A 13404-nucleotide genomic window follows, 5' to 3' on the forward strand; every position below is an offset into this window, starting at 1 on the left:
GACGAAAGGGCAGGTACACTCAGGTGAATCTATATGACAGCTTATTAAAATACAGGGATGAGGACTGCTATCCCATGCATATGCCGGGGCATAAGAGAAATCCGGAGCTGCTTACCATGGTAAATCCCTATTCCATTGATATTACAGAAATTGAGGGCTTTGACAATCTTCACAGGCCGGAGGGTATTTTAAAAAGCGGTATGGAGGACTGGGCAAAAATCTATCATTCCAGGCATACCTATTGCCTGGTGGGAGGAAGCTCGGCGGGAATCCTGGCCGGCATCTCGGCCTGTACCAATAGAGGGGATAAGGTCCTGGTAGCCAGGAACTGCCACAAATCCGTTTACAATGCCATATACTTAAACGGCTTAAAACCGATATACCTTTATCCTCGTATGATTAAGACCTTTGGAATAAATGGAAGTATTACCTTAGAAGCTACAAAAGAGCTGCTGAAGAGGGAGAAGGACATCAAGCTTATCGTCATAACCTCTCCGACCTATGAAGGGGTAGTCTCTGATATAGAAGGGATTGCCGAAATTGCCCACCGCCATGGAATACCTCTTATGGTGGATGAGGCCCACGGTGCCCATCTGGGGCTTTATCCCGGATTTCCAAAGGGCTCTGTCACCCAGGGAGCTGATATTGTTGTACACAGTATCCATAAGACCCTGCCTGCCTTTACCCAAAGTGCCCTTCTTCATGCCAACGGCAGCCTGGTAAAGGAGGAAAAGCTTTTAAGATACCTATCCATTTACCAGAGTACAAGCCCTTCCTATATATTAATGGCAGGTATGGAGCAATGCAGGGAGCTTTTGGAGAACAGGGGAGAGGAACTTTTTCACAGCTATTATAATCTCTTAATGGAATTCTACAAGGCAGCAGGAGAGTTTAAGAATATCCGGTTATTAACCGATAACCTTGTAAGGGAGGAAGGCGCTTTTGGCTTTGATCCTTCCAAGCTTGTTCTCAGCGTAAAGGGAACAGAGTGTACCGGAACAGAGCTGTATGAGAAGCTTCTAAATACCTATAAGATTCAGATGGAAATGGTATCCGGGGACTATTGCCTGGGGATGACCAGCATTGGTGACAGAAAAGAAGGCTTCGACAGATTGCGGGAGGCCCTTTTCAGAATAGATAAAGAGATGTCCGGGAAGAAAGATATTCAGAAGGATGTACGGAAAGATGTGCAGGAGGAAAGGAATATGGAATTTATCTCTCCCCCCGTCATTATGTCCTGTGAGGAGGCACTGAATGCTCCGTCTGAAAGTATTCCCCTAAGCAATAGTAAAGGAAAAGTTTCCGCGGAATATGTATACCTGTATCCGCCGGGAATACCTCTTTTGGTACCGGGGGAGGAAATAACGGAAGAGCTTCTTCTTAAAATGACAGCATTAAAGGAACAGGGGCTTACACTTCAGGGAATGTGTGATTTCAGCGCCAATAGGATAAAGGTTGTGGACTGAAACCAAAAATATGCTTCGGATAAGAGTTGAGATTTGACCTCCGAAGCAAATATAAATAAAAGGACTAGGTAAGAGTATGCATAAGCTGTTTGTTGTTATGGGCAAAAGCGCATCGGGAAAAGACACGGTATTTAAGGAAATCACACATAGTTCAGAGCTTTCCTTGAAAACAATCGTAGGCTACACCACAAGACCCATACGGGATGGGGAAAAGGATGGAGAGGAATACTTCTTTGTAAGCAAGGAAAGGCTTTCCGACTATCAGAGGGCGGATAAGGTCATTGAGCACAGAGCTTATGATACTATGCATGGCGTATGGGATTATTTTACCGTGGATGACGGACAGGTCGACCTGGAAAAGGGCAGCTCTATTATGATCGGCACCCTGGAATCCTATAGGCAGATTCGTAAATACTTCGGGGAAGACAGAGTTTATCCGGTCTATCTGGAGGTAGAAGACGGGCTTCGTTTAGAAAGGGCTCTCCTTCGTGAGAAAACTCAGAAAATGCCCAAGTATGCAGAGCTTTGCCGCCGGTTCCTGGCAGATGAAGAGGATTTTAAGGAACAATATTTAAAGGAGCTTGGAGTCGGTAAAAGGTACAGAAACGAAGACAGTAAAAGCTGCCTTGAGGAAATCATAAGGGACATCAGGGCAAATATGGAAAATTAAAATTTTTCTATTTATTTTACCTTTGTTATGCTATAATGGAAACTGGAAATTGTATATTCATTTTTATTCATATAAATTATTTAAGGGATGTAACTGCCCAGGGAAGGGGGAGGAAAGGATGGACATAAAGGTAAATCAAATGCAGCCTGTCACACAGGCCCAGCCCGCAGCACCTCTACCGGAGGCGGATGGCTCTTTTAAATTTACTTTAATCAGCAATATTGAGGAGCAGGGGCTGAAGGAACGTCTGAACCTGATGATGGAGGAAATTACCCAGCAGGGCAAGAAGCTGGGGAAACACATGGATGTCCGGGACATGAAAAAATACCGGGAGCTCATCAAGGAATTCATGAACGAAATAGTAAACCGCTCCCATAAGTTCAGCAGAGAAAATTTTCTGGACAGAAGGGGCCGCCACAGGGTATACGGCATGATAAAGCTCATCGATAAGAATCTGGATGAACTGGCGCTGGAATTAATCAAGGATGAGAAGGATACCATTTTGATACTAAATAAAATAGATGAAATTAAGGGATTGCTTTTGGATATACTTGCGTAACGAAGGGATGGGTTAAGGATGGCTGGATTTCATCAGATAATTGGTCATGAGCAAATAATAGAACATTTAAAGACTGCCATCAGGACCCAGACAGTTTCCCACGCTTATATCCTTGCCGGGGAAGACGGCATGGGAAAGAGGACACTGGCCTCAGCTTTTGCCAGGGGAATCCAGTGCGAAAGCGGAAAGGAAGACGGGGACAGCTGCGGCAGCTGTAAATCCTGTATGCAGGCGGAATCAAAAAATCATCCGGATATCATCTATGTAACCCACGAAAAAGCCAGTCTTGGTGTGGATGATATCAGAAATCAGATAAATAACGATATTTTAGTAAAGCCCTATAGTAGCAGCCGAAAGGTGTATATTGTAGAGGAGGGAGAAAAGATGACGGAGCAGGCGCAGAACGCCCTTCTTAAGACTTTGGAAACTCCGCCCGCCTATGGAGTTATTATTTTGCTTACAAATAACATCAATGCCTTTCTTCCCACGATTCTTTCCAGATGTGTTATTCTCAAATTAAATCCTGTGAGAGAGGAAGATATCAAAAACTATCTGATGGAGGTTCATAAGATTCCTGATTACCAGGCAGAGCTCAGCGCTGCGTTTTCCCAGGGGAATCTGGGAAGAGCAGTATCTTATGCTTCCAGCGAGAACTTTGCAGCCATGAAGGACAAGGTTCTTCATCTGCTGCGTTATATCGACCAGATGGAGCTGTATGAATTAATAGAGGGACTTAAGGATATATCGGAGCAAAAAGAAAACATAGAGGAATATCTTGATCTTATTACCCTGTGGTACAGGGACATTCTGATGTTCAAGGTGACAAAGGATATCAACCTTTTATTATATAAGGGTGAATACTCGGAGATATTAAAGCAGGCTAATATGAGGAGCTATGAAGGCCTGGAGGAAATTATTAAGGCAGTTGAAAAAGCAAAAGTTCGGATTAAAGCCAACGTGAATTTTGACATTGTAATGGAGCTTATGTTTCTTACCATAAAAGAAAACTAAGGAAAGTGCCTGCGGCTCAAAGGTTGCAGGATATGGGAAAGGTATGGTTATCAGTATGACGAATGTAATAGGAGTTCGCTTCAGAAGGGCCGGCAAGATTTATTTCTTTGATCCTGCCGGATATGAGATAAAGCAGGGTGACAACGTAATTGTTGAAACTGCAAGAGGGGTTGAATATGGAAATGTTGTCATAGGGCCAAGGGATGTGGAAGAAAATAAGATTATCCAGCCCTTAAAGCCGGTTATCCGGACTGCCACTGTAGAGGACGATGAAATAGAGGCCAGAAATAAGGTCAAGGAAAAGGAAGCTTTCCAAATCTGCCTGGAGAAAATTAAAAAGCATGAGCTGGAAATGAAGCTGATAGATTCGGAGTATACCTTTGACAACAATAAGGTATTATTTTACTTTACAGCAGACGGAAGAATTGACTTCAGAGAGCTTGTAAAGGATCTGGCAAGTGTATTTAAGACCCGTATTGAATTAAGACAGATTGGGGTCAGGGATGAAACGAAGGTGGTCGGAGGCATTGGTATCTGCGGAAGACCTCTATGCTGCCATACCCACCTTTCTGAATTTGCTCCGGTGTCCATTAAGATGGCAAAGGAGCAGAACCTTTCTCTGAATCCCACCAAGATTTCGGGAGTATGCGGGCGCCTTATGTGCTGCTTAAAGCATGAGGAGGAAGCTTATGAGGATTTGAACAGCAAACTTCCCAGTGTTGGTGATATGGTTACAACAAGTGAAGGCCTACGGGGTGAAGTGCAGAGCGTCACGGTATTAAAACAGCTGGTAAAGGTAATCGTGACCCTTGAAAACGATGAAAAAGAAGTTCGGGAATACAAGGCTTCTACTCTTAAGTTCACAGCGAAAAAACGGAAAGAAAAGGTTGCTCTTGACGAAGAGCTGCGGGTTCTTGAAATGCTTGAGATGAAGGAAGGGAAGTCCCATCTGGATGATGTATAAGCTATGAGTGATAAGAATAATACCCCAAGGGAAGATGATTTCACAAGTGAAGTTGGTTCCTTAAGTGAAGATGCTTCTCTAAGTGAAGAAGGTTCCCTTTTACCAGGGGAGAGAATAGATGAGCTGCAGCGTAACGGCTATAAGATCATACAAAACAGTAAAAAGTTCTGCTTTGGCATGGACGCGGTACTTCTTTCGGGCTTTGCGAAAGTAAAAGAGGGAGAAAAGGTGCTGGACCTTGGTACCGGAACGGGAATCATACCGATACTTTTGGAAGCGAAAACCAAGGGGCAGCATTTTACAGGGCTTGAACTGCAGGAAGAAAGTGCCGATATGGCAAGGAGAAGCGTAAGGCTTAATAAGCTGGAACAAAAGATATCCATCGTAACGGGAGACATCAAGGAAGCGGGAAATATCTTCGGAGCAGCTTCCTTTCATGTTGTTACCAGCAATCCGCCCTATATGAATAATCTCCATGGGCTTAAGAATCCGGACCTGCCAAAGGCCATAGCAAGGCATGAGATATACTGTACGCTGGAAGATGTTATAAGGGAAGGGGCCAGAGTCCTGAAGACCGGCGGAAGGTTTTATCTGGTTCACCGGCCTTTCCGGCTGATTGAAATCATCAATACCCTGACTGCCTATAAACTGGAAACCAAGAGGATGAAGATGGTTCATCCCTTTGTTGATAAAGAACCTAACATGGTATTAATCGAAGCAGTAAAGGGAGGAGGCTCCATGCTAAGTGTGGAACCTCCGCTCATTGTCTACAGGGAAGTGAACCGCTATACCGATGAAATCTATGACCTTTACGGTTATTAAATTCCGGAAGTGAATACAATTTGCAGCAGTCTAGAAATTCCAAATATTCCAGGCTTTTATATCTGGAAGAGGAAAAAACCAGAATTCAACTGATATAGAAAAGAGGACAAGATAGCCATGGCCGGAACTTTATATCTGTGTGCCACCCCCATAGGCAATTTGGAAGACATCACATTAAGGGTCCTTCGTACTTTAAAAGAGGTGGATTTGATTGCGGCGGAAGATACAAGGCATAGCATTAAGCTATTGAACCATTTTGAAATAAATACGCCCATGACCAGCTATCATGAGTATAATAAGATAGACAAGGGACATTACCTGACAGGACTTTTAAAGGAAGGGAAAAATATAGCCCTGATTACCGATGCCGGTACTCCGGGGATTTCAGACCCGGGGGAAGAGCTTGTTAAAATGGCCTATGAGGAGGGAATTGCCGTAACCTCCCTTCCGGGGCCTTCTGCGGTTGTTACCGCGCTTACCCTTTCCGGTCTTCCTACCAGGCGCTTTGCTTTTGAAGCCTTTTTGCCTTCAGATAAGAAGGAAAGGCAGAATATATTAAAAGGATTAAAGACGGAGACCAGAACCATCATCATATACGAAGCTCCCCACAGACTGCTGAGGACCTTAAAGGAGCTGGCGGAGAATCTGGGAGACAGAAAGGCGACCGTTATAAGAGAACTGACCAAGAAGCATGAAACGGCTTTTCTTACAAGCCTTGCGGAGGCCGTAAGGTATTATGAGGAAGAGGAGCCAAAGGGTGAATGCGTTTTGGTAATAGATGGCCTGAAGGCTGAAGAATTGGCCGAAAAAGAAAGAGAAAAGTATGCGGACCTGTCTCTTAATGACCATATGAAGCTCTACCTTGACAAAGGGATGGATAAAAAAGAAGCCATGAAGGCAGTAGCTGCCGACAGAGGTGTTTCCAAGAGAGAGATTTACCAGCAGCTGTTATCGGAATAAGGAAACGAATTTCAGGCAAAGAATGAGCCTGGAGTGAACTGTATGTTGAAAACATATCTCTCCAGGCTTTTCCTTTGAGCTGTATTATTCGATAATACCTACTAATTTTGCAAGCTCCATAATGGATTCTTTAGAAATCTTCTTTCCGTGATAATCGATAAGATTATCTTTGGATCCGTTAAAGATATCAGCAGGCTCATATTTTCTTAATATGATTCTGTCCTCATCAACAAAGATTTCAAGGGGATCTCTTTCCCCAACTCCAAGTGTTCTTCTGAGCTCGATGGGAAGCGTTATTCTTCCTAACTCATCAAGCTTTCTAACAATTCCTGTGCTTTTCATATATATGTACCTCCTACAATACTTAAATAAAATACCATACAAATATTAGAAAGTCAATAAATGAAATATAAAATTAAGCAATTATTTAGTATTTTATAGAAATAATTGTAATAAAAGTATTAAAAAGTAACGAAAAATAGCCACGAAAACCGATAATTTAGTAGTTTAAAGGGGTGATGTGTGCTGAATTTCGCTAATTTTAGATAAAATAAAGCTGGATTCAACAAAATTATCGACTCAAAACGACATATACTCAGAAAGTATTTTATACAGGACCAAGAATTATTTCAGAAACCCGGGAATATAGTATTAGTGAAAGGTTGAAACAGAAAGTTGTGCATAATCGTGCAAAATTGAAAGGAGTTATTATGCTGAACTATCTTTGGGGATTTATGATAATTATTGGTGTTATCGTGGGGGCTTTAAACGGAAAAATTGATGCGGTAAATGCAGCTGCCCTATCCTCTGCCAAGGAAGCTATTATATTATGCATTACAATGCTGGGATTTACAGCCCTTTGGACGGGAATTATGCAGGTGGCCAAGACGGCCGGCATTGTTGACGCTCTGACGAAGGCCATAAATCCTTTGCTGAGGCTTTTATTTCCTGATATTCCGGATAAACATCCGGCCAAGGAATACATAGCATCCAATATGATTGCAAATTTTCTGGGCCTTGGCTGGGCAGCCACTCCCATGGGACTTAAGGCAATGCAGGAATTAAAAAAATTAAATAAAGACAAGGAAAGCGCCAGCTGCGATATGTGTACTTTTTTGATTATTAATATATCGGCCCTTCAGCTGATTCCAGTCAACATTATTGCTTACCGTACACAATATGGCTCTGTAAACCCTACGGAAATCCTGGGAGCGGCATTTGTTGCAACCAGTGTTTCAACGGTGGCCGGAATCTTATTCTCCCTGGTTGCAAGAAAGCTGGCAAGAGAAAAATAAGAAGGATAAAGGTGAAGGAAAATTCAGAAGGAAGGATGCCAAAAGCTTCTTTCACAAACAGTGGCAGGATTGCAATAAGGCAGTCCATGGAAACGATTTTTGAAGTTTATCTTATATATATCCGATTATTTAATGCCCTTTGTCATATTTTACATAGTTGGAATCGGCTTATTAATGAAAACTCCGGTTTTTCAGGAATTTACGAAGGGGGCGGAGGATGGTTTTAAGGTAGTCTTAAATATTATGCCCACATTGGTAGGCCTAATGGTGGCAATTGGCATTATGAGGGCTTCCGGGGTTTTGGATTTGCTGACCGGTGCCCTGAAGCCTCTTACAAATCTGCTGCATTTTCCTTCGGAGCTGGTGCCCCTTGTTACGGTCAGGCTGTTTTCGGCCTCTGCCGCCACCAGCCTTGTTCTGGATATCTTTAAGCAATTCGGACCAGACTCCTATATCGGAAGGCTTACTTCTATTATAATGAGCTGCACGGAAACAATCTTTTATACGATGAGTGTATATTTTATGACAGCAGGTGTTAAGAAAACAAGATATACCCTGACAGGTGCGCTATTTGCAACGATAGCTGGTATCGTTGCCAGTGTATTTCTGACAAATATTCTGTTTTAATGCAAAAAGTTAATTATATATTGTTGTGAGAGATTGACACAAAATCCCATAGGGATTATAATATAAGTCCTTTCGCAAAGTTCGTACTACCACCCCCTTTCTGGCAAAATCCAGGAAGGATAGCTTGGCAAGATATGGAAATTTGATTCGTTTATGGATCTGTCCGGGAAGCAGCAATTCGTTGTGTATGTGAATATGCCTGTTTGCGGATATGCCCTCTGATGATGAAAGATGTGAAATATTACTACCAGGAGGAAATTGAATATGATTGAGGTAACGGGAGTTACTAAGACCTTTAAGGTCGCAAGGCGCAGCGCAGGCTTAGGGGAAGCCCTAAAGTCCTTTGTGCACCGCCAGTATCAGGAGGTAAGGGCACTGGATGATATCTCTTTTACCATAGGTGATGGTGAAATGGTGGGGTACATCGGTCCCAACGGTGCCGGAAAGAGCAGCACCATAAAGATTCTAAGCGGTATACTGACTCCCGATGGGGGGAACTGCCTGATTAACGGCAGAGTGCCCTGGAAGGAAAGAGTGGAGCATGTAAAGGATATCGGAGTTGTGTTCGGGCAGCGTTCCCAGCTCTGGTGGGATGTGCCCATACTGGATTCCTATGAGCTGATTCGGGATATTTACCGGGTAAAGGAGACAGACTACAGAAAAAAGCTGGAAGAGCTTACGGAATTATTGGATTTAAGTGAGATTCTGAAGACACCGGCCAGACAGCTTTCCCTGGGACAGAGGATGCGGTGTGAAATCGGAGCTTCCCTTTTGCACAGCCCCAAAATCCTTTTTCTGGACGAACCTACCATCGGACTGGATGCCGTATCCAAAATAGCTGTCAGAAACTTTATTCTGGAGCTGAACAGGCAGCATGGAACCACCGTTATTCTTACTACCCACGATATGCAGGATATCGAGGCCCTTACACAGAGGATTCTTCTGATCGGCAAGGGAAAGATTCTACTGGATGGAAGGCTTGACGAGGTAAAGGACAGGTTCTCCCGGGTAAAGCAGCTGACAGTCCAGTATACCGGGGCAGTACCGGTCATGACAGCGGGAATGGATATAGCCTCTGGTGATAAGCCGGACAGGGACTATGGGCTCTCAGGACAGGGAATCCTCCATGTCCAGGTGAATACGGAGGTGCTAAAGGTATCGGAGGCCATATCCTGCCTGTCCTCCCAGACGGAAATAACGGATATTTCAGTGGCAGGAGCTTCCCTGGATGATGTGGTCGTAGGGCTTTACAAGCAATACGAAATATAGGGAGGTGTCTGGCTTGAAATATCTTTCCTTTTTTCGTATACGGTTTACTAATGGGCTACAGTACCGGGCGGCGGCTCTGGCGGGCATCATGACCCAGTTTGCCTGGGGAGCATTGGAAATACTGATGTTCAAGGCTTTTTACGACTATGATAAAACAGCCTTCCCCATGGAATTCTCTGCCCTTGCTTCGTATATATGGCTGCAGCAGGCACTGTTATCCCTGTACATGGTATGGTTTTATGAAAATGAACTCTTTGACCTGATAACCAGCGGAAACGTGGCATATGAGCTGTGCCGGCCCATAAATGTCTATGACATGTGGTTCGTAAGAAATATGGCCTCCAGGTTGTCTAAGGCGGTACTGCGCGCTTTTCCCATATTACTGGTGGCAGCTTTTTTACCAAAGCCTTACGGCCTGTCACTGCCGGAGGATACCGGGGCAGCCCTTTGGTTCCTGCTGTCCCTGTTCCTGGCCTTTTTAGTGGTAATCTCTTTTTGCATGCTGGTGTATATCACCTGCTTTTATACCATATCGTCCCTTGGGGTGCGTCTGGTGGCAGCGGCGCTGTCGGAGTTTCTGACGGGAGCCGTTATACCTCTGCCGTTCTTTCCTGAAAAGGTAGAACGGGTGGTAAATTACCTTCCCTTTGCTTCCATGCAGAACCTCCCTCTGCGGATTTACGGCGGAAATGTCTCCGGTGTAAAGCTTTATGAAGGCATTCTGTTACAGCTGTTCTGGTGTGCGGTATTAATCGCCTGGGGCAAATGGCTGATGAACAGGTCCTTATGTAAGGTCACGGTACAGGGAGGATGAGGAGAAGAGATGGACAGGTATTGCAGAAAGGAGAATTTATGGGCTTGTATTTAAAATATTTTTCCATTCAGCTAAGAAGTACCATGGAATATAAAACCTCCTTTATTCTGACGGCCATGGGACAATTTCTGGCATCCTTTAATGTGTTTCTTGGAATATTATTTATGTTCCAGCGGTTTCATGAAGTAAAGGGCTTTACTTTCAGTGAAATACTGTTGTGCTTTTCCATTGTTTTGATGCAGTTTTCACTGGCTGAATGCTTTGCAAGAGGCTTTGACGGATTTGCTTCCGTTCTTTCCAACGGCACCTTTGACAGAATAATGGTCAGACCCCGAAATGAGATTCTCCAGGTACTTGGCAGCAGGATAGAGCTTACCAGGATAGGGCGTATGCTTCAGGCAATCCTTATGCTTATTTATGGCATTGCGAAAAGTGAAGTTGCCTGGAACCCTTTCAGGGTGCTTACGGTAGTCTTTATGCTGGTCGGCGGAACGGCGGTATTCGCCGGTATCTTTTTAATTTATGCGGCCTTTTGCTTTTTTACACTGGAGGGCCTTGAGTTTATGAATATCCTGACAGATGGGGCAAGGGAGCATGGGAAGTACCCCATCAGTATTTATGGCAGGAAGGTGCTTTTGTTTTGTACCTTTGTGGTGCCGTATGCCCTGATACAGTATTATCCCCTGTTATATCTGTTGGGAAAGAGTGAGCGGAGCTGGTATATGGGTCTGCCCCTTCTGGCCAGTTTGTTTTTAGTGCCCTGCTATCTCTTTTGGAGGTTTGGAATCAGGCATTATAAATCAACAGGGTCGTAATAGGGCGTCCGGTGAATAACACAGCTAACCAGCAATATTAAGTTGATTTTTAATTAGTTTTCAGCAAATAAAAGAAGTTCCGGGACTTATATCGGCTAACCAAATAAGTCCCGGAACTTCTTTGTGCAGGTTTCATGGGTGTTATGCTATATTAGGTACATGTGCTGCCGTTGGGTCTACTTCTGTGCTTTCAGCCATCCATCCATCCGGTCATTGATAATATCAAACTGGGCAGGTCCTATATCCAGGACAAATTTGTGGAAGTCCTTTAAATTAAAATCATCACCCAGGGCATTTTCGGCCTTGTTCCGCATTGCCATAAATTCCAGATATCCAATGCCGTACTCCGGGTAAAGGGCCGGTTCTTCTACCATGGTGGAGAATAGAACCTTGGCAGTGGATTTATCCGTAATACCAAAGTGCTGGAGATAGGAGGCAGTCTGCGCCACCGTCCAGCCTTCATAATTGATTCCCAAATCCAGGCGGCAGTACAGAGCCATATTGGCTGCCATGCTGTGGTCAAGGAATGAGGCCTGTGATTCCGGAAAGCCTGCCAGATGATAGGAGTAGAACTCCACATAGGTAGCCCAGCCCTCCGCATACCCGCCAAAGCTTAAGAGGCTTCGTATAGGGGATGGATTGGTATTTCTGAAATATACGGACTGGTAGAGATGTCCCGGATAACCTTCGTGGGCAAGGGTATTAAATATCTGCTGATTCTTATAGTCCGGATTCTCATTGATATAAATAACATTATTCTTATAGTTGTCAATGGCAGGCACCAGATACATAGCAGGACTTAAATATTCCTGCAGAGATTTATGTACATATTTTACGGTAAAATTCACGTTGGGACAGGGAGGAAAATCCTCGTTTACAGCACTTCTTAAATACTCCAGAATCTCCTTTGGCTTTGAAAGGGGATAGGATACGCTGGAGGCCTCCTGATAGATTTTGGAATCCTTTTTCGCCAGTGCATTTAAGTCTTTTAAATTGCTGAGAATGGAGCTGTCTAGCATCTTAATAAGTTCTTCCGGTGAGCGGTTCGTACCGGTATTGGAAGCCAAAAGATAACGGTAGTATGCCTTTCCGTTAGGAAGGCCTGCAAGGCCGCCGTCATTTGTTCCTGTTCCCTTCAGGCTGTTCAAGGTGTCGATTAAGAGCTGGTAGGCGGGTATTACATTGTTTAGCACTGCTTTTTTATTGGTTTTTTCATAAGCTTTGATTTCTTTTTTTGTAAGACCGTCATAGGAGGATACCTTATCATTAAATACCTCAATCAGGTAGTTGTTATCCTTATCGGCAACGAAGGCCTCACACTGGGCTAAGATACTGTCTGCAACCGTATCGCTCATAAAAAGGCCCGCATTGGATTTTTGCTTTTCAAACTGGCAGATTTCCTTAAAATAACGGGATATGTCAGGAAGAAGCTTTAAGTAAGTCTCAATGTCCTCTTTGGTATAAAAATTATATTCGGCAAGAAGGACGGGAAGCTGTGCCTGAAGACCGGTGGTGGGGCCAAGGATTTCATTATACAGCGGAAATTTGCCGCTTGTAAGCTGAAGGGTCCAAAGCTTCTTTAATATATCATAAGTCAGCTTCTGGCTGTCATTTAAACCGCGATAGGAAAAGCCTTTTAAGGCGGCAAGGTAATTCTCAGCCGCTAAGAGGGAATCCTTCTTTTCACTTATGGAATAATGGCCGAAGGTGACAGGAGACTTGGTAATTCCGTAATTCTTAGGATTAGCCAGGGAGAAGTTAAGGGTAAGGGTGTCCTGGGTTACCTCCTTTTTAAAAACCTCATTGGTAAAGCTGTCAAAGTCCTTGCGTGTGGTTTCTGTATTTACTTTCTTTTCGCAGCCTGCCGCCATCAGCATAATCAAAAGCAGGGAAAAGAAGACCAGAAAGAGCTTTCTGCATTTTTTCATAAATTCATACCTTCCTTTGGGCAAATAGGAGCCGTTAGAAACACCTATATGCAACATATAAGGTTTCTGGCAGTTTGTCAAGCATTCAGGCCAAATTTTAGTGCCCCCGTTAGTATAATTTATGACAATCAAATGAAAACCATTCATGAAATAAAGACAGCATATTCAGGAAAAGATACAAATGACAGGTTTGGGATTATGTGG

Annotated in this window: 14 protein-coding genes; 12 read left to right on the top strand and 2 right to left on the bottom strand. The window is 43.8% G+C overall.

Annotation, left to right across the window (positions count from 1 at the left end):
* The first annotated feature begins 23 nt into the window (after positions 1–23).
* From BUB77_RS11375 to rsmI, 7 genes are all read left to right on the top strand, one after another.
* A complete protein-coding gene (locus BUB77_RS11375) occupies positions 24–1466 on the top strand; it encodes an aminotransferase class I/II-fold pyridoxal phosphate-dependent enzyme (RefSeq protein WP_242962474.1) in 1443 nt (480 codons plus the stop codon).
* 76 nt (positions 1467–1542) lie between these two features.
* Positions 1543–2136 carry a nucleoside/nucleotide kinase family protein gene (locus tag BUB77_RS11380; RefSeq protein WP_073275934.1) on the top strand — a complete coding sequence of 198 codons (594 nt, stop codon included), beginning with the start codon at positions 1543–1545 and terminating at the stop codon, positions 2134–2136.
* A 118-nt stretch (positions 2137–2254) separates the two neighbouring features.
* Positions 2255–2695, top strand: coding sequence for a YaaR family protein (locus BUB77_RS11385; RefSeq protein ID WP_073275936.1), 441 nt, complete (start codon positions 2255–2257; stop codon positions 2693–2695).
* Positions 2696–2713: 18 nt separating this feature from the next.
* Positions 2714–3706 (top strand): DNA polymerase III subunit delta', encoded by a 993-nt coding sequence (gene holB, locus BUB77_RS11390; RefSeq protein ID WP_073275938.1) that lies wholly within the window; start codon positions 2714–2716, stop codon positions 3704–3706.
* Positions 3707–3761: 55 nt separating this feature from the next.
* Positions 3762–4670, top strand: a complete 909-nt coding sequence (locus BUB77_RS11395) for a PSP1 domain-containing protein (RefSeq protein WP_073276282.1) — start codon at positions 3762–3764, stop codon at positions 4668–4670.
* Positions 4671–4673: 3 nt separating this feature from the next.
* Positions 4674–5492 carry a tRNA1(Val) (adenine(37)-N6)-methyltransferase gene (locus BUB77_RS11400; protein WP_084124141.1) on the top strand — a complete coding sequence of 273 codons (819 nt, stop codon included), beginning with the start codon at positions 4674–4676 and terminating at the stop codon, positions 5490–5492.
* A 117-nt stretch (positions 5493–5609) separates the two neighbouring features.
* Positions 5610–6452 (top strand): 16S rRNA (cytidine(1402)-2'-O)-methyltransferase, encoded by an 843-nt coding sequence (gene rsmI / locus BUB77_RS11405; protein ID WP_073275940.1) that lies wholly within the window; start codon positions 5610–5612, stop codon positions 6450–6452.
* Positions 6453–6536: 84 nt separating this feature from the next.
* Here rsmI and BUB77_RS11410 read toward each other — a convergent pair whose 3' ends face one another.
* Positions 6537–6794: an AbrB/MazE/SpoVT family DNA-binding domain-containing protein gene (locus BUB77_RS11410; protein WP_073275942.1), complete on the bottom strand. Its 258-nt coding sequence runs from the start codon at positions 6792–6794 to the stop codon at positions 6537–6539.
* 368 nt (positions 6795–7162) lie between these two features.
* Between BUB77_RS11410 and BUB77_RS11415 the strand changes: the two genes are divergently transcribed.
* The 5 genes from BUB77_RS11415 (at position 7163) to BUB77_RS11435 (ending at position 11272) form a co-directional block, all read left to right on the top strand.
* Positions 7163–7747, top strand: coding sequence for a nucleoside recognition domain-containing protein (locus BUB77_RS11415; protein ID WP_073275944.1), 585 nt, complete (start codon positions 7163–7165; stop codon positions 7745–7747).
* A 99-nt stretch (positions 7748–7846) separates the two neighbouring features.
* Entirely contained in the window at positions 7847–8374 is a 528-nt protein-coding gene (locus BUB77_RS11420) for a spore maturation protein (RefSeq protein ID WP_073275946.1), read from the top strand.
* A 264-nt stretch (positions 8375–8638) separates the two neighbouring features.
* Complete coding sequence (locus BUB77_RS11425) at positions 8639–9643, top strand: ABC transporter ATP-binding protein (protein ID WP_073275947.1); 1005 nt, start codon at positions 8639–8641, stop codon at positions 9641–9643.
* Positions 9644–9656: 13 nt separating this feature from the next.
* Positions 9657–10457, top strand: a complete 801-nt coding sequence (locus BUB77_RS11430) for an ABC transporter permease (RefSeq protein WP_073275948.1) — start codon at positions 9657–9659, stop codon at positions 10455–10457.
* On the top strand, positions 10454–11272 hold the full coding sequence (locus tag BUB77_RS11435) for an ABC transporter permease (RefSeq protein WP_242962475.1): 819 nt from the start codon (positions 10454–10456) through the stop codon (positions 11270–11272). Before BUB77_RS11430 ends, BUB77_RS11435 begins: the two co-directional genes overlap by 4 nt.
* A gap of 176 nt (positions 11273–11448) precedes the next feature.
* Here the strand turns inward: BUB77_RS11435 and BUB77_RS11440 are convergent, their stop codons facing one another.
* The gene (locus tag BUB77_RS11440) at positions 11449–13200 is read right to left on the bottom strand and encodes a DUF885 domain-containing protein (RefSeq protein ID WP_073275949.1); all 1752 of its coding nucleotides are present in this window, start codon (positions 13198–13200) and stop codon (positions 11449–11451) included.
* Positions 13201–13404: the final 204 nt, after the last annotated feature.

It is taken from the genome of Anaerocolumna jejuensis DSM 15929 (assembly GCF_900142215.1).
In the GTDB taxonomy this organism is placed as follows: Bacteria; Bacillota; Clostridia; order Lachnospirales; family Lachnospiraceae; genus Anaerocolumna; species Anaerocolumna jejuensis.

Coding starts and splice junctions, on each gene's coding strand:
- BUB77_RS11395 (WP_073276282.1), top strand. CDS start 3,762: ATGACGAATGTAATAGGAGTTCGCTTCAGAAGGGCCGGCAAGATTTAT.
- BUB77_RS11440 (WP_073275949.1), bottom strand. CDS start 13,200: ATGAAAAAATGCAGAAAGCTCTTTCTGGTCTTCTTTTCCCTGCTTTTG.
- BUB77_RS11435 (WP_242962475.1), top strand. CDS start 10,454: ATGAGGAGAAGAGATGGACAGGTATTGCAGAAAGGAGAATTTATGGGC.
- BUB77_RS11400 (WP_084124141.1), top strand. CDS start 4,674: ATGAGTGATAAGAATAATACCCCAAGGGAAGATGATTTCACAAGTGAA.
- BUB77_RS11380 (WP_073275934.1), top strand. CDS start 1,543: ATGCATAAGCTGTTTGTTGTTATGGGCAAAAGCGCATCGGGAAAAGAC.
- rsmI (WP_073275940.1), top strand. CDS start 5,610: ATGGCCGGAACTTTATATCTGTGTGCCACCCCCATAGGCAATTTGGAA.
- BUB77_RS11425 (WP_073275947.1), top strand. CDS start 8,639: ATGATTGAGGTAACGGGAGTTACTAAGACCTTTAAGGTCGCAAGGCGC.
- BUB77_RS11410 (WP_073275942.1), bottom strand. CDS start 6,794: ATGAAAAGCACAGGAATTGTTAGAAAGCTTGATGAGTTAGGAAGAATA.
- BUB77_RS11385 (WP_073275936.1), top strand. CDS start 2,255: ATGGACATAAAGGTAAATCAAATGCAGCCTGTCACACAGGCCCAGCCC.
- BUB77_RS11415 (WP_073275944.1), top strand. CDS start 7,163: ATGCTGAACTATCTTTGGGGATTTATGATAATTATTGGTGTTATCGTG.
- holB (WP_073275938.1), top strand. CDS start 2,714: ATGGCTGGATTTCATCAGATAATTGGTCATGAGCAAATAATAGAACAT.